Source organism: Photobacterium satsumensis, from assembly GCF_050336935.1.
In the GTDB taxonomy this organism is placed as follows: Bacteria; Pseudomonadota; Gammaproteobacteria; order Enterobacterales; family Vibrionaceae; genus Photobacterium; species Photobacterium satsumensis.
Genome location: NZ_JAKJSK010000016.1, coordinates 60,140 through 76,078, shown reverse-complemented (window position 1 = coordinate 76,078; position 15,939 = coordinate 60,140). Strand labels below are relative to the sequence as shown.

The 15,939-nt window shown below is 49.8% G+C and carries 13 protein-coding genes and 1 tRNA gene; 7 read left to right on the top strand and 7 right to left on the bottom strand.

Features of this window, described 5'->3' with window-relative positions; all coding sequences use genetic code 11:
- Window positions 1–25 precede the first annotated feature (25 nt).
- From rpsU to L4D79_RS25705, 7 genes are all read left to right on the top strand, one after another.
- Window positions 26–241 carry a 30S ribosomal protein S21 gene (gene rpsU / locus L4D79_RS25735; RefSeq protein ID WP_005301411.1) on the top strand — a complete coding sequence of 72 codons (216 nt, stop codon included), beginning with the start codon at window positions 26–28 and terminating at the stop codon, window positions 239–241.
- A 28-nt stretch (window positions 242–269) separates the two neighbouring features.
- Window positions 270–713: a GatB/YqeY domain-containing protein gene (locus L4D79_RS25730; protein WP_428655836.1), complete on the top strand. Its 444-nt coding sequence runs from the start codon at window positions 270–272 to the stop codon at window positions 711–713.
- A 167-nt stretch (window positions 714–880) separates the two neighbouring features.
- Complete coding sequence (dnaG, locus tag L4D79_RS25725) at window positions 881–2,641, top strand: DNA primase (RefSeq protein WP_428655834.1); 1,761 nt, start codon at window positions 881–883, stop codon at window positions 2,639–2,641.
- Between the two features lie 93 nt (window positions 2,642–2,734).
- Window positions 2,735–4,576 (top strand): RNA polymerase sigma factor RpoD, encoded by a 1,842-nt coding sequence (gene rpoD / locus L4D79_RS25720; protein WP_428655832.1) that lies wholly within the window; start codon window positions 2,735–2,737, stop codon window positions 4,574–4,576.
- Between the two features lie 195 nt (window positions 4,577–4,771).
- Window positions 4,772–4,847 (top strand) — tRNA-Ile (locus tag L4D79_RS25715).
- A 630-nt stretch (window positions 4,848–5,477) separates the two neighbouring features.
- Window positions 5,478–6,890 carry a pyruvate kinase PykF gene (gene pykF, locus L4D79_RS25710; RefSeq protein ID WP_428655830.1) on the top strand — a complete coding sequence of 471 codons (1,413 nt, stop codon included), beginning with the start codon at window positions 5,478–5,480 and terminating at the stop codon, window positions 6,888–6,890.
- Between the two features lie 250 nt (window positions 6,891–7,140).
- On the top strand, window positions 7,141–7,809 hold the full coding sequence (locus L4D79_RS25705; RefSeq protein ID WP_428655828.1) for a GntR family transcriptional regulator: 669 nt from the start codon (window positions 7,141–7,143) through the stop codon (window positions 7,807–7,809).
- A gap of 6 nt (window positions 7,810–7,815) precedes the next feature.
- Here the strand turns inward: L4D79_RS25705 and L4D79_RS25700 are convergent, their stop codons facing one another.
- The 7 genes from L4D79_RS25700 to L4D79_RS25670 all read right to left on the bottom strand — a co-directional run bounded on the left by L4D79_RS25700 (window position 7,816) and on the right by L4D79_RS25670 (window position 15,879).
- A complete protein-coding gene (locus tag L4D79_RS25700; RefSeq protein WP_275937938.1) occupies window positions 7,816–7,944 on the bottom strand; it encodes a hypothetical protein in 129 nt (42 codons plus the stop codon).
- Window positions 7,945–8,092: 148 nt separating this feature from the next.
- Window positions 8,093–8,590 (bottom strand): acetolactate synthase small subunit, encoded by a 498-nt coding sequence (ilvN, locus tag L4D79_RS25695; RefSeq protein WP_428655825.1) that lies wholly within the window; start codon window positions 8,588–8,590, stop codon window positions 8,093–8,095.
- Between the two features lies 1 nt (window position 8,591).
- Complete coding sequence (locus tag L4D79_RS25690; RefSeq protein WP_428655823.1) at window positions 8,592–10,310, bottom strand: acetolactate synthase 3 large subunit; 1,719 nt, start codon at window positions 10,308–10,310, stop codon at window positions 8,592–8,594.
- Between the two features lie 529 nt (window positions 10,311–10,839).
- Window positions 10,840–12,654, bottom strand: a complete 1,815-nt coding sequence (locus L4D79_RS25685; protein ID WP_428655821.1) for an AMP-dependent synthetase/ligase — start codon at window positions 12,652–12,654, stop codon at window positions 10,840–10,842.
- A gap of 295 nt (window positions 12,655–12,949) precedes the next feature.
- Window positions 12,950–13,906, bottom strand: a complete 957-nt coding sequence (gene leuO / locus L4D79_RS25680; RefSeq protein WP_428655819.1) for a transcriptional regulator LeuO — start codon at window positions 13,904–13,906, stop codon at window positions 12,950–12,952.
- Window positions 13,907–14,254: 348 nt separating this feature from the next.
- Window positions 14,255–15,361: an MJ1255/VC2487 family glycosyltransferase gene (locus L4D79_RS25675; protein ID WP_428655816.1), complete on the bottom strand. Its 1,107-nt coding sequence runs from the start codon at window positions 15,359–15,361 to the stop codon at window positions 14,255–14,257.
- Between the two features lie 14 nt (window positions 15,362–15,375).
- On the bottom strand, window positions 15,376–15,879 hold the full coding sequence (locus L4D79_RS25670; protein ID WP_428655814.1) for a phosphatase PAP2 family protein: 504 nt from the start codon (window positions 15,877–15,879) through the stop codon (window positions 15,376–15,378).
- Window positions 15,880–15,939 lie beyond the last annotated feature (60 nt).

The window sequence follows — 15,939 nt, the reverse complement described above, 5'->3', positions numbered from 1 at the left end:
CGAATCACTCTGAGGTGAGTATTACATGCCAGTAATCAAAGTACGTGAAAACGAACCGTTTGACGTAGCACTACGTCGTTTCAAGCGCTCTTGCGAAAAAGCAGGTATCCTTTCTGAAGTACGTCGTCGTGAACACTTCGAAAAGCCTACTACTGTACGTAAGCGTGCGAAAGCAGCGGCAGTTAAGCGTCACCTGAAGAAATTGGCTCGCGAAAACGCGCGTCGCGTTCGTCTGTACTAATCTGTCTGATTAACAGAAGGAACGTGTTATGACTCTGATTGAACGTCTAAAAGACGAACAAAAAACAGCGATGAAAGCCAAAGACAAACCTCGTCTTGGCACGATTCGTTTGGTAATGGCTGCCATTAAACAGCGCGAAGTCGACGAGAAGATCACTCTTGGCGAAGACGACGTGCTGGCAGTATTGACCAAAATGGTAAAACAGCGCCGTGATTCTGTTGCTCAATACGAAGCAGCCAATCGCCAAGATCTTGCTGATGTTGAGCTTGCTGAAATCACAGTACTGGAAGAGTTCATGCCGCAGCCGCTGACCGACGACGAAGTCGCCGCTCTGCTGGATGAGGCAATTGCGACAACCGGTGCTGCCAGCATGCAAGACATGGGCAAACTGATGGGCGTGTTGAAGCCACAAGTTCAGGGTCGTGCCGATATGGGTAAAGTTAGCCAGTTGGTGAAAGCCAAGCTAGGTTAATCCCTACCCTATTTCTGCAACAAGCCGTGCTATCCGGTTCCGGACTGCGCGGCTTGTTCGTATTCAGCATCCCGTCAATTATATTTCAACGATGCCAAATCAAAGTGCTATCATCAGCGATAACACTTTGATTTGGCACCCCCACACACAGCAGGTAACACCACGCTATGGCAGGAAAAATCCCACGTACATTTATCGATGATCTCATCTCGCGGCATGACATCGTGGATATTGTGGATGCCAGAGTTAAGCTCAAGAAACAGGGCAAGAACTTTGGTGCCTGCTGTCCGTTCCACAACGAAAAGACACCTTCATTCTCTGTCAGCCAGGAAAAGCAGTTCTACCACTGTTTTGGTTGCGGAGCCCACGGCAATGTCCTCGACTTCGTCATGGAGTTCGACCGCCTGGAGTTTGTCGAAGCTATCGATGAGCTAGCCTCACAACTTGGTCTCGAAGTGCCGCGCGAGCAAGGTAGCGGTGGCGGTCAGCCCGCCACCCGCAGCAAAGAAAAGCTCGGCTTGTACGACATGATGGGACAGATCTCCCAGTTCTACCAAAGCCAGTTACGCACCCAGGAAGGTCAGGTTGCAATCGACTACCTCAAAGAGCGCGGGCTATCCGGTGAGGTCGTCAAGAAGTTTGGTATCGGCTTTGTACCGGATCAGTGGGATCAGGTCCGTAACCGTTTTGGCCGCGATATGCAGGCCCAGCAGGCGCTGGTCAGTGCCGGCATGCTGATCGAAAACGACAACGGCCGCCGCTATGACCGATTCCGTGGCCGGGTCATGTTCCCGATCCACGACCGCCGTGGCCGGGTGATCGGCTTTGGTGGCCGGGTACTGGGGGACGGTACGCCGAAATACCTCAACTCACCAGAAACCCCGATTTTCCACAAGGGGCGCGAGCTCTATGGCCTGTACGAAGTCCTGCAAGCCCACCGCGAACCGGAAAAGCTACTGGTAGTAGAAGGCTATATGGATGTTGTTGCCCTGGCCCAATTCGGGGTCGACTATGCCGTTGCCTCACTGGGTACCTCGACCACCGGTGATCACATCCAGATGATGTTCCGCCAAACCGGTACCGTGGTGTGTTGCTACGATGGCGACCGAGCCGGCCGTGATGCCGCATGGCGTGCCATGGAACAAGCCCTGCCGTACCTTAACGACGGCCGCCAGCTCAAGTTTATGTTCCTGCCCGACGGCGAGGATCCCGATACTTATATCCGTCAGTACGGCCAGGAAGGGTTCGAGCAACAAGTCAACCAGGCGATGAACCTGTCGGACTTCATGTTCACCACCTTGCTCCAGCAAGTCGATACCAGCAGCAACGAAGGCAAAGCCAAGCTCAGTACGTTGGCGGTTCCGCTGATCGACAAGGTGCCGGGCGGCACCCTGCGCCTCTATTTGCGTGAGATGCTGGGAAGAAAACTGGGATTACCCGACGAAAGCCAGCTGCAGCAGCTAATCTCTAAACAGGGGGCCGACGCCCCAAAGAAAGTTGGCCAGCCTGATATTAAGCGCACCCCGATGCGGGAAGTGATAGCGTTGCTCATCCAGAACCCAGGATTTGTCAATAGCCTAGAATTTGATATGGCGGCATTTGAAGGAATCGATGTCGCTGGACTAAATTTATTAATAACAATAGTTGAAAAGTGTCGGGCGAACCCCAATGTTAGAACTGGACAACTTCTAGAGGGTTGGCGCGGAAGCAAAAGCGAAGGGATGCTGGCTCGTCTGGCGGCCTGGCAGCTACCTCTCGCCAAGGAAGAGGACAACACTCTAGATGTTTTTCTTGACGCAATGGACAAAGTCATTGACCAGTGCGTTAAACAACAAATCGAAAAGTTGCAGGCTAAATCGAGAACCGTCGGCTTATCAGTCGAAGAGAAGCGGGAATTGCAGTTGCTTATACTCAACCGTCCCGGCTAGTAAGTAGTCATCAATTAAGAAATTTGTTATAATTATTGGTTTGCATCTCTGCATACTACTATTCTCAATCAGACCCTAAGTTGGATATCGTCTATGGAGCAAAATCCGCAGTCACAGCTAAAGTTACTTGTTGCTAAAGGCAAGGAACAAGGCTATCTGACCTACGCCGAAGTAAATGACCACCTACCAGAAGACATCGTTGATTCTGATCAGGTGGAAGACATCATTCAGATGATTAATGACATGGGTATTAAGGTGGTTGAAACTGCCCCTGATGCCGATGATCTGATGATGACAGAAGACAATGCGGACGAAGACGCGATTGAAGCCGCGGCCCAGGCCCTATCAAGTGTAGAAAGCGAAATTGGCCGCACTACTGACCCAGTACGTATGTACATGCGTGAAATGGGTACAGTTGAACTCCTTACCCGCGAAGGCGAGATTGATATCGCGAAGCGCATTGAAGACGGTATTAACCAGGTTCAGTGCTCTGTTGCCGAATACCCTAGCGCCATCGCATACCTGCTTGAGCAGTTTGACAAGGTTGAAGCCGAGGAGCTTCGCCTGACAGATATCATTTCTGGTTTTGTTGACCCGAATGAAGAAGCAACCGCAGCACCAACTGCCACGCACATCGGCTCTGAGTTAAGCGATGCAGATCTTGAAGACGAAGACAAAGATCTGGAAGAAGACGAAGACGAGGATGACGAAGAAGAAGATACGGGTATTGACCCGGAACTTGCGCGTGAAAAGTTCAACGAACTGCGAATCGCCTATGACAATATGGCATTGGCGATTGATACCCACGGCCGTCAGGATCCAAAAACTGCCGTAGCCGTTGATGTTCTTTCTGATATCTTCAAGCAATTCCGCCTGATCCCTAAGCAGTTCGATAAGCTGATTAGCTCACTGCGTGAGTCGATGGATAAGGTACGCACCAACGAGCGCCTGATCATGCGCATGTGTGTCGACAACAGCAAGATGCCAAAGAAAACCTTTGTCAGCTTTTTTGCCGGCAACGAATCCTCTTCTGAGTGGATTGACGAAGCGCTGAACTCTGGTAAGCCTTACGCTGAACGCCTGAAGAACTACGAAGAAGATCTTCGTCGTGCGACAACCAAACTGCGTATTCTAGAGCAAGACACCGGCCTGTCTATCGAGCGCATCAAAGACATCAGCCGCCGCATGTCGATCGGTGAAGCGAAAGCTCGCCGTGCGAAGAAAGAAATGGTTGAGGCTAACCTGCGTCTGGTTATTTCGATTGCCAAGAAGTACACCAACCGTGGCCTTCAATTCTTGGATCTTATCCAGGAAGGTAACATCGGCCTGATGAAGGCGGTCGACAAGTTCGAATACCGTCGTGGTTACAAATTCTCGACTTACGCGACATGGTGGATCCGTCAGGCAATCACCCGTTCGATTGCCGACCAGGCACGTACTATCCGTATCCCGGTTCACATGATTGAGACTATCAACAAGTTGAACCGTATCTCTCGCCAGATGCTACAGGAAATGGGCCGTGAACCATTGCCGGAAGAGCTGGCTGAGCGTATGCAGATGCCGGAAGACAAGATCCGTAAAGTACTGAAGATTGCCAAAGAGCCAATCTCGATGGAAACCCCTATCGGTGATGATGAAGATTCGCACCTAGGTGATTTCATTGAAGATACCACGCTTCAGCTGCCTATGGATGCCGCTACGGCAACCAACCTGCGTATGGCGACCAACGACGTACTGGCTGGCCTGACACCGCGTGAGGCGAAAGTACTGCGTATGCGTTTCGGTATCGACATGAACACAGACCACACCCTAGAGGAAGTGGGCAAGCAGTTCGACGTTACCCGTGAGCGTATCCGTCAGATCGAAGCCAAGGCACTGCGTAAGCTACGCCACCCAAGCCGCTCAGATGTTCTGCGCAGCTTCCTGGATGAATAACCACGCATCCTGATACGATTGATATAGACGGGCCCTCGGGCCCGTTTTTTTATACCCTTTGTTTCTACCATCAAGTACTTATCTTCCGCAGCCCGCAATAACAAGCGAACATCGTTAACTGCCTAAAAAGCAAGCAAAACAAACACTTTATTCGCTAGACAAGCCCACGACCTTCCCATATAATTTCACCCAATCGGCCCCTTAGCTCAGTGGTTAGAGCAGGCGACTCATAATCGCTTGGTCCCCAGTTCAAGTCTGGGAGGGGCCACCAGATTCTGATAAGGCGCATAGAGAAATCTATGCGCCTTTTCTTTTGCCTGCCATCCTCACGCCCTCCTCTGCCAGCTGGCTATAGCCATCTCTGCCCAAAGCACAACTCCGCCCCCCAGCTGAAACCTTAACCTACGAACCGCCTTATGATTTATTTTTCCCTCCGAAATAAACCATCACTTGATAAAAAACAAAAAAAATCTGTGAAATATGTAGATAATCTCAGCTTCTCTTTGAGTAGGCGTTAAAAATTTGCGCGCTATCACAAGGTGATTAAACAGATTGACTATGCTAATATACGCCCCTTGTTTGACCTGTCGATTTATGTCAGGCAGACATACAAGCGTCATCTAGCTACGGTATACTGATGACACCTTGCCAATAACCCTCTCGGTGTTAACGGCTGCTTTAGCTCACAAGAGATGCCTTACAAAAGCAACCCAACTGCTTTTGTAAGGCAATATTTTTGAAAAATTTGTATTGTCACAGACATCAACTGATCTAACGTTTCATTTGTTTGACGCTCGCCACACTTTGTAGGCGTATTTCAACATCAATGGCACGTTTTTTCAGGTATAACTCTGTGAATCAAATTTCCCTTGGGTAAAAGTTCGTCCGGAGACCATTCTCAATGAAAAAGACCAAGATCGTATGTACGATTGGACCTAAAACAGAATCTGTAGAAATGCTTACTAAGCTAGTTGACGCTGGCATGAACGTAATGCGCCTTAACTTCTCTCACGGTAACTTCGAAGAGCATGCTGCACGCATCACTAACTTCCGTGAAGTAATGGCCAACACTGGTAAGCAACTTGCGATTCTTCTAGACACTAAAGGTCCAGAAATTCGTACTATCAAGCTTGAAGGCGGTCAAGACTTTTCTCTTGTTGCTGGTCAGGAGTTCACGTTCACAACTGACACTTCTGTAATCGGTAACCAAGACCGCGTGGCGGTAACTTACCCTGGCTTCGCTAAAGACCTGGCAAAAGGCAACACTATCCTTGTTGACGACGGCCTGATCGAAATGGAAGTACTAGAAACCACAGAAACTGAAGTTAAGTGTAAAGTACTTAACAACGGTGACCTGGGTGAAAACAAAGGTGTTAACCTACCTGGCGTTTCTGTAAACCTTCCTGCACTATCTGAAAAAGATAAAGCTGACCTAGTATTCGGTTGTGAGCAAGGCGTTGACTTCGTTGCGGCTTCTTTCATCCGTAAAGCGTCTGACGTTAAGGAAATCCGTGAGATCCTGACGGCAAACGGCGGCGAAAACATCCACATCATCTCCAAGATCGAGAACCAGGAAGGCGTTGACAACTTCGACGAAATCCTTGAGCTATCTGACGGTATCATGGTTGCTCGTGGTGACCTAGGTGTTGAGATCCCAGCTGAAGAAGTTATCTTCGCTCAGAAGATGATGATCGAGAAGTGTAACCGTGCTCGTAAGATGGTTATCACTGCAACTCAGATGCTTGATTCTATGATCAACAACCCACGTCCAACTCGCGCAGAAGCGGGTGACGTAGCGAACGCCGTAATGGATGGTACTGATGCAGTAATGCTATCTGGTGAAACCGCTAAGGGTAAATACCCAGTTGAGTCTGTTTCTATCATGGCTCAAATCTGTTCACGTACTGATGGCGCGCTAAAAGCTGAGCTAGGTTCTCGCCTAGACAGCCCACGCCTACGTATCACTGAAGCGGTATGTAAAGGTGCGGTAGACACAGCAGAGAAGCTAGCCGCTCCTCTAATCGTTGTCGCAACTGAAGCCGGTAAGTCTGCACGTTCAGTACGTAAGTACTTCCCAACGGCAAACATCATCGCAGTAACAACTAACACTAAGACTGCTGCACAGCTAGTTCTGACTAAAGGTGTTACTCCAGTTGTTGTTGAATCTATCGACAACACTGACGCGTTCTACGCTTGCGGTAAAGACATTGCCCTGAAAACAGGCCTAGGCGTGAAAGGCGATATCGTTGTTATGGTATCTGGCGCTCTAGTTGCTTCAGGTACAACTAACACAGCTTCTGTACACGTACTATAAGTGTCATTGCGCTGATTGTTAAAACGGGAGCTTCGGCTCCCGTTTTTTATTCCGTTCACTCAGCATCCCCTGCTGGTTTCCTAACCAATCGCATAAGCGTTCTGTGATGACCTCTCACAATTATGAAACTTAGCAATCGCCCTCCACTTTTTTCCTCGATATACTTCACCATGCAGTATTCCCCTCGAGCATATACCTTATGGATTTAACTTAGCGGGTAACACTGTTCACTTTGCGCTGAAACCACACAATGAGGAAGAACGTGTCCAGCCCTACCCTTGCCGATACAGTCATGGAGATGATCCGCCAGGATATATTGACAGGTGAACTACTCCCCGGCCAAAAACTGGTTGTTGCCGACCTGAAGCAGCGATACAACGTCGGAGCTTCCCCGATACGTGAGGCCCTTGTCCAACTGGCTTGGCGCAAATACGTGCATTTCGCCCCACAAAAGGGCTGTTGGGTTGCCAACGTCTCGGCAGCTGAGCTGGAAGATTTATTCAATACCAATCAAGAGCTATCGAAGATCCTGCTAAAACGGGCCATTGAACACGGGGATGAGGCGTGGGAAATCAATATCCTAACCAGCTTTCACAAACTGAGCCGGTTGAACCCGGCACAAGCCAACACCGACTTTTCCGAGTGGGAGCAACGGCACAGCGACTTCCACCATGCCCTGCTGGCAGGCAGCCAGTCACCGACGATGCTGGCACTATACCGTCAGGTCTATGAGCAAATCGAACGTTATCGCCATATCTGGGTAAGCCGTCACCGCCAGTATGAAGAGCGTTACCACGACAATGGTGAGCATGAAGCGATGATGAAGGCGGTACTTGACCGTAATAGTGAGCAGGCGCTCGCGATTATGGCGACGCATTCAGAGCGAGCCCTGGAAATGATCAAAGGTGATCTCAAGTAGCCGGCACTACCAGAAGATCTCCTTGTGGTGAGTGTTGAGCACCAATACCGCCAGCAAGAAATACAACGCGCTGACATTGAAACCGAGCAACAACAGGCCAAGCACCGTCAGCCTTGCCAAGAATTTATGATTCATCGCTTCCCCCTAGTGCCATACTACCTAGTTGGCACCTAGCCTTATTAGACTTTAGTCTAATAAGGCTAGACTTTCAGGGAGGTAAAAAAACAAACACCCGGTGAAAGCACCGGGTGTTTTATAACTGAGACATTCTCTGACTCTGGAATTAAGCCTTAAGCGCCCGCTCCCCTCTGGCGATACCCACCACGCCACTGCGAGCCACCTCGATAATCTCGGTGGCTTCTCCGACAGCCGCAATAAAGGCATCGAGTTTTTCACTGGTTCCGGCCAGCTGAACGGTATAGATCTGGCTCGTCACATCGACAATTTGGCCACGGAAGATATCGGCAGTCCGCTTTACTTCCGCACGGGAAAAACCGCTCGCTTTGACTTTAACCAGCATTAGCTCACGCTCAAGATGCTCACTTTCAGTCACGTTGCTGACCTTGAGAATATCGATGAGCTTATGCAGCTGTTTCTCAATTTGCTCCAGTGCAGCATCATCATCAACATGGGTCGTGATATTCAAACGGGAGAGCGTGGAATCATCGGTCGGTGCTACCGTCAAAGACTCAATGTTATAGCCGCGCTGGGAAAACAGCCCCACTACCCGTGACAATGCGCCCGGCTCATTTTCAAGAAGTACTGATACAATCCTGCGCATATTATGTTCTCTCCGTTTTACTCAGCCACATTTCGCTCATTGACCCACCACGGATCAACATTGGGTAGACATGCTCGGTCTCATCGACACTGATATCAATAAATACCAGCCGGTCTTTAAGCGCCAGCGCCTTCTCCAACTCTTCTTCCAGCTTATTCGGGTCGGAAATTCTTACTCCAACATGGCCATAGGCCTCAGCAATGGCGGCAAAGTCCGGCACCGAATCCATGTAAGAATGCGAATGGCGGCCTTGATAAATCATATCCTGCCACTGTTTGACCATCCCGAGGAACCGGTTGTTCAGGTTGATGATCTTGACCGGGATATCGTACTGCAATGCAGTGGAGAGCTCCTGAATATTCATCTGGATACTACCATCTCCCGTTACACACACGACCTCGGCATCCGGCAAGGCAAATTTCACCCCCATTGCAGCGGGAAGGCCAAAGCCCATGGTGCCAAGACCACCGGAATTGATCCAACGGCGTGGTTTATCAAACGGGTAGTACAAGGCGGCAAACATCTGATGTTGGCCGACATCCGAAGCGACATAGGCATCACCATCGGTCAGCCTGTGAAGTACTTCAATCACTTCTTGCGGCTTGATGCGCTCATTATCCTTTTTATAGCTCAGGCACTGGCGGCCACGCCAAGACTCGATTTCGCTCCACCAGCCATCAATGGCAGCGTCGTCATTGTGGGCATTTTGCTCGTCGAGCATTTTCAGCATGCAATTCAGCACGGTATCGGCCGAGCCGACAATCGGAATATCAACCGCAATCGTCTTGGAAATGGACGACGGGTCGACATCAATGTGCATGATGGTGGCATTTGGGCAGTACTTCTCGACATTATTGGTGGTACGGTCGTCAAAACGCACGCCGATACCGAAAATTAAATCCGAGTTGTGCATCGCCATATTGGCTTCATAGGTACCGTGCATCCCCAGCATACCCAAATTATTCTTGTGAGTACCAGGGAAAGCCCCCAGCCCCATCAGGGTATTAACCACCGGGATATTCAAGCTTTCAGCCAGCTGTATAAGCTGCGGACTACAATCTGCCATGATCGCACCACCACCAACGTACAACACGGGTTTCTTGGCGCCTAGCAAGGCTTTGAGACCACGCTTGATCTGTCCCTTGTGACCCTGAGTCGTCGGATTGTACGAGCGCATCGCAATCGACTCAGGGTACTTGTACGGGTAGCTTTCAGCGGGATTGAGCATGTCTTTGGGAATATCAATGACAACCGGGCCAGGACGGCCGCTTGCGGCAATATAAAAGGCTTTCTTAATGATCTCTGGGATATCTTCTGGCTTTTTAACCAGAAAGCTGTGTTTGACGACAGGACGGGAGATCCCCACCATGTCACATTCCTGGAAGGCATCGTTACCAATGAGGTTACTCATGACCTGGCCGGAGAACACAACCATTGGAATGGAATCCATATACGCCGTTGCAATACCGGTAATTGCATTGGTCGCCCCCGGGCCAGAAGTCACCAGCACCACGCCGACATCACCAGTAGCACGGGCATAACCATCAGCCATGTGCACTGCTGCTTGCTCATGACGCACCAGTACGTGCTCAATATCACTTTTCTCATGCAGCGCATCATAGATGTCGAGTACTGAACCGCCAGGGTATCCGAAGATATGTTTCACGCCTTGATCGATCATCGAACGAACGATCATATCGGCGCCGGACAACATTTCCATATTTCTGCCTCCAGGTCGCGTATACCACCCTGCATAGCTAATTCATTCCTTGTCGTTGGCTAGCGGCCTGATACCGACTGTCTGACTGGAGGGACAAACAGAAGGAGATCAGCACGGGTTGCGCTAGCCTGCAACCGGAAATACAGCAGCCAACTATTTCTGACCACCTCAATTAGCTATACAGGCTGATATAACATAGTTAGGGCTTATTTTTAGCCTAATAAAATGAAATCATGCTTTCACGCTATGTCATCTGCTCAGAGTCATAACCCAAGCAGTAATCCGCAACAACTGTAACGTTTTTTTAGCAATCAAGTCTATTGCTCAAAAGCAGTTAACAAGTTTTCTCTGAAATGAGCAAATATCCATCAAGATAATCGCTAAAAGCCCCACACATGGCAGGATATATTCTCGCTATCGCAATCACATTCGGGATGTTTAACTGATCAAACCAGAGAGCAAGGCCAATTGGCAGATAAAAAAAAGGAGAGCCGAAGCTCTCCTATTCCAACCCGGTTGGCGCTGAGTATTACTTACTCGCCGCCTTGTGGCTTTCTTCGTACATACGTTCGATCTGCTGGTGATAGCGATCATGGATCACTTTGCGACGCAACTTCTGAGTCGGCGTCAGCTCACCTTTATCCATTGAGAAGGCACTCGGTAGCAGGGTAAATTTCTTCACCTGCTCAAAACGAGCCAAGTCTTTTTGCAATTCAACCACCCGCTTTTCAATCAGCTCGATGATCTGGCTATGTTTGACCAACTCCATCCGATCTTGATACTTGATGTTCAGTTCACGGGCATGCTCTTCAAGTGTTTCAAAGCAAGGTACAATGAGGGCAGATACAAACTTGCGTGTATCGGCAATCACCGCGATCTGCTCGATAAAGTGATCTTTACCAATGGTGCCTTCGATCACCTGCGGGGCAATATACTTACCGCCAGAGGTCTTCATCAGCTCCTTGATACGGTCGGTAATAAACACATTACCTTCCCCATCAATATGACCCGCATCGCCGGTTTTGAGGAAGCCGTCCTCGGTGAAGTTCTTGGCGGTTTCTTCTGGCATGTTGTAATAACCGCGCATCACCATCGGGCCACGCACCAAGATCTCGTTGTTATCGCCAATCTTCACTTCGGCGCCCGGCATCGACATACCGATTGAATCTGGGTTGAAGCACTTGTCATCCCAACACGATACGGTTGCCGTGGTTTCCGTCATGCCGTAGCCCAGTTTGACGTTGATGCCGATAGCATGGAAGAAACGGCCGATGCTCTCATCCAACTTGGCGCCACCGCATGGCATAAACTTGATGTTGCCGCCAAGAATAGCGCGTAGCTTCGACAATACCAGCTTGTCCGCCAGAGCATGGCTCTTTTTCAGCATCCAAGATGGCTCACGGCATTCTTGGCGTGCCAGGGCCATACGCGCCCCCATATTGACAGCCCAGGTAAAGATCACCTTGCGCTGGAAAGGGGCACGGGCAACCTTGTCGTGGACGGTAGAGAAAATCTTCTCGTAAACCCTTGGCACAGCCGCCATCACATTCGGCTTCACCTCAGCCAAGGCTTCTTTAAGCAAGTTGGTATCAGACAGGTAGCAGTTCACCCCGCCACGGTGCAATACATAGAAGGTCCATGCACGCTCAAAAACGTGCGACAGAGGCAGGAAACACAGCGACACATCGCCCTCTTCCAGTGCCAGTTTCTGGTCATGGCCTTCAAGTTGTGAACCGATATTGGCGTAATCAAGCATCACCCCTTTCGGCGTGCCCGTGGTGCCAGAGGTGTAAATCAGGGTCAGCAGATCATCCATTGCCGCGTTATCCAAACGCTGGACCAAGGTGTCTTCCGCCGCCGTCTCGGCTGCCGCCATAAAGTCCTCAAAACGGCTCACCAACGGGTGTTCGGTCAGGTTCTCTACCTCACCCATCACCACGATATGCTCAAGCTCGGGGCAGTCACCAGCCACTGAAACAGCAGCATCAAGTTGAGCTTGCTCACCAACAAACAGGATACGGATCCCGGCATCATTGATGATGTATGCGGCTTGCTGCGGGGTGTTGGTTGGATAAATAGGAACAGTTACAGCTCGGTTATACAGTGTTGCAAAGTCAGCCACTGTCCATCGTGGCATGTTATTGGAGAAAATACCGACTTTATCTTGGACATTCAGGCCCTGTCCAACCATAGCGAGTGCGAGCTGTTGGATCTGCTCACCAAACTCACTCCAGCGGATATCCTGCCATTGACCTGCCACTTGGTGGCGTAATGCAACCTGATCACCTAAACGTTCAACTTGGGAACGAATGCGGTTGACGATATGAAATTCACGTTTAGCCATAACTACTCTGCCGTTCTGGCTTACACCTGTAAGCCTATTCCGCTGGAAGTCTACCCGTGACGTAGGGAAAAAGGCAACTCTGTGACCTCACAAAATCCCTATTTCCCTGGTACGACCAGAGCTGGAAAGCCAGATATTACAAAGGCTCTACCTTTCCCTAATAGCACCGCTACAAAGTGTAAGGAAATACGTCTAACTTACCGCCAACTAATAGTATAACGGCATAATTTGACTCAGTATGAAAAACAGAAGCCAGCAATTGCTGGCTTCTGTTCGAAAAAGATATGAAAACCGATTAGATCGAGCTGTCACCACACACGGCAAGCAGCTGGTCACGCATCCAGATATGCCCCTTGTCCTTCTGCGAAGACTCGTGCCAGCTGAGATACCCTGAAATCTTGGCCGATTCCACCGGTAGTGGCAAAATCTTCAACTGCTGGCTAGCAGCAGTCACGTTGGCCAGCCAACGTGGCACCACGGCAATCAGCTCAGATTGGCTGACAACATACATAATGTTGCTCAAGCTCGCCCCTTGGTAGGATTCCTGGTAGGTAGCATGGCTGTTGTAGATATGATCGGCAAACATCTTCACCCCAGGGATCGACTTCATAACCGCATGCTGCTCTTGGGTGAATTCTGCTTCAGTAATGCTGTCGCCAATACGCGGATGGTTACCGGCAGCCACCACGACCAGCTCATCGCTGAACAACTCGGTGCTGCAGAAACCCGGCTCATCGAAGCGCACATAATCAATCACGAAGTCGATATCTTGATAGCGCATCTTCTGGGTCAGTCCAGCATCCAGCTCGGCTTCAACCTGTACACGGACGTAAGGCGCCTGCTCAGCCACATTGCTCAAGATACGAGGAGCAAAACGCATATCAGACGGACTGCAAACAGCCAGTTTAAAGGTGCGGGTCGACGTCTCCGGCGAAAAGATAGAAGATGGTAATTCGTTTTTCACCAGCTGCAACGCCTGGCGAAGCGGACCAAATAGCTGCTTGGCACGCTGGGTAGGCTGGATCCCACGACCATGGCGGATAAACAGCTCATCGTTGAACATCACTTTCAATCGAGCGACGGCATTACTCACTGCCGGCTGGGACATACCCAGGTTGTGCGCTGCGCGGGTAATATTTTGCTCCTGCATAACCGCATCGAATACAGTCAGTAGGTTTAGATCAACGCTACGTAAATTGGATTCCATTTTATACCCATCAGCAGGGTGAATAAGTGAACTTCTGCGTGCCATTATTTGCCTCTATAAATTACCGTTATGGGGCAAAATCCATTATGCCGCCGGTGAATAGCTGGGCATTCCAATGCCTCTGAAAACTGACTCCCCCTCTTGGGGTGCTGCCAGTATGTTTCAAATAGATTGACGAAATAAATAGGCCAGCATCAGCAAATTGATGCAGTTATATGTAAAAAACTGAATTCAGAATACAAATCCTTACAAATCAATACGCTAAGCGGGATATAAAAAAACCTAAAATATCTATAATTAAAGTAAAGCTTCGATTATAAGCAAAATTAAAGGGTTAGGAGAAAGCAAGAAGGACCTAAAGCGGCCCTTTGTGAAACAGAAAAGCGGAAAGTGTTATACCGTCGTTATCGACGATTTGTAACTATTTGGGTCATGATTGGTATACCACTCAATCATTGCCTCTTCGACTACTTCAGGGTACTCCACTCGGTCCCAAAGCTGCTGCCATAATTCATCACATTTATGCCAATCTCCCGATAACACCCAGTTTGCTATGGCCGTCGCGACATCGGGTATTTTCACCCGACCGGCAGAATCACTGTCCAACCAGTTTCTCACCGCCGCGGGATCAAGATAGCTCATCGAACTGGCCAGCCCCATCATCTCCAGAGTCATTACATTGCTCATTTGCTCATACTGGCCATGCAACGGCTTAAGCAGCAGTCTCTTGCCCAAATTCATCGCCTCAGAAGGTAACTCGAAACCACCGTTGGCAATCACTCCACGGCAACAGTGCAGTCGATGATGGAAAGTTTCCCGGTTGAGCTGGCGGATACTGACATTGTCATACTCGCTATCACCGCTGGCCTCGGGGTGATAACAGTAAAAATGGACTTGAGTAAATCGGGTCAGCAAATCAAGTACCGCCTGCAAATTCTCGAATGGCAGATAAACCAACACCGACTGATCGCTGTCTACCGGTACTTCACTCACCGGTACGATCGGCGGTAGGATCATCTGATCGAAATGAAACCAATGGACACCCAACTGCTGGGCTGTCGGGGCAAAGCCGCGGAGCACCAAACCGTCAAACCAGGTTTGTCCTTGAGTTGGGATATCGTGTAAAAAGGCATTCTGGTGACTGATGCCGATGCTGTGGACTTGCTGTTTTTTCGCCGCCCAGGCCGATACCGGCTCGAAGTCATTGAGCACCACATCATAGCCGGACACATCGAGCTTGCGGACATCGCGTAAAAAACGGGCTAAGTGATTACTCGTCAGGGTTTTCCACCGGTTCACTTCACCGTTTTCAGTGACAAAGGTGAGCCCGTGCCGAGTTTCGAATTGGCCGAAACACTCCATATCAAAATATCGGTTGTCCGGACGACCAGAAAACAGGAAGTCGACATCGGCTCCCAAAGCCGAAAACGCCCTGGCCATTTCGCGAGCCCGTGAAATATGGCCATTGCCCGTGCCTTGGACACCATAAAGGATCTTCATCTATTGACCACTCCTCAGAAGCTTACCAACTGAAAGCACAATATGCCCAGCAAGGCCCCTGCAACCACATCAGTAATGTAGTGCACCCCAAGCAGTACACGGGAAAACCCTATCGCTGTTGCCCACGGCCAGATAAACCAAGCGGTATCCGGATAAAACGCCGTGATCAGCGGGGCCATGACAAAAGCGGCCGCAGTATGGCCCGATGGCAAGCTGTATTTGTCCGACGGCGTGATAAAGCTCGGTAGGGCCGCTGGGCGATTGCGCTTCAAGCTATTTTTCAAAATGAGGTAAACCGGAAGTTCGAGGGCAAACGCAAGTAACCCTGTTTTCACCACGTCTGCTCCCTGCCGAGGATCAGTGACCCAAACCAACGCTGCAAAAATCACATACAGGTGGCCATCCCCGGTGTGGGACACCGCGCGACTCAGGCGCGCAACTTGTAAGTTGAAGCGGTGGCAAAGGCAAAGCGCTGAAAATGCATAGTCCAATCGCTGTAACGGTGTCAGTAAGGTCATCACCCGCTCCTGATCTGATTAATTAAGGATCAGATTAGGAAAGAGATATGACATCGCAGT

Bases quoted from the DNA above. Each gene is read 5' to 3' on its own strand.
- L4D79_RS25705 (WP_428655828.1), top strand. From the start codon at position 7,141: ATGAGGAAGAACGTGTCCAGCCCTACCCTTGCCGATACAGTCATGGAG.
- rpoD (WP_428655832.1), top strand. From the start codon at position 2,735: ATGGAGCAAAATCCGCAGTCACAGCTAAAGTTACTTGTTGCTAAAGGC.
- dnaG (WP_428655834.1), top strand. From the start codon at position 881: ATGGCAGGAAAAATCCCACGTACATTTATCGATGATCTCATCTCGCGG.
- L4D79_RS25670 (WP_428655814.1), bottom strand. From the start codon at position 15,879: ATGACCTTACTGACACCGTTACAGCGATTGGACTATGCATTTTCAGCG.
- L4D79_RS25685 (WP_428655821.1), bottom strand. From the start codon at position 12,654: ATGGCTAAACGTGAATTTCATATCGTCAACCGCATTCGTTCCCAAGTT.
- L4D79_RS25675 (WP_428655816.1), bottom strand. From the start codon at position 15,361: ATGAAGATCCTTTATGGTGTCCAAGGCACGGGCAATGGCCATATTTCA.
- L4D79_RS25690 (WP_428655823.1), bottom strand. From the start codon at position 10,310: ATGGAAATGTTGTCCGGCGCCGATATGATCGTTCGTTCGATGATCGAT.
- rpsU (WP_005301411.1), top strand. From the start codon at position 26: ATGCCAGTAATCAAAGTACGTGAAAACGAACCGTTTGACGTAGCACTA.
- ilvN (WP_428655825.1), bottom strand. From the start codon at position 8,590: ATGCGCAGGATTGTATCAGTACTTCTTGAAAATGAGCCGGGCGCATTG.
- pykF (WP_428655830.1), top strand. From the start codon at position 5,478: ATGAAAAAGACCAAGATCGTATGTACGATTGGACCTAAAACAGAATCT.
- L4D79_RS25730 (WP_428655836.1), top strand. From the start codon at position 270: ATGACTCTGATTGAACGTCTAAAAGACGAACAAAAAACAGCGATGAAA.
- L4D79_RS25700 (WP_275937938.1), bottom strand. From the start codon at position 7,944: ATGAATCATAAATTCTTGGCAAGGCTGACGGTGCTTGGCCTGTTGTTG.
- leuO (WP_428655819.1), bottom strand. From the start codon at position 13,906: ATGGCACGCAGAAGTTCACTTATTCACCCTGCTGATGGGTATAAAATG.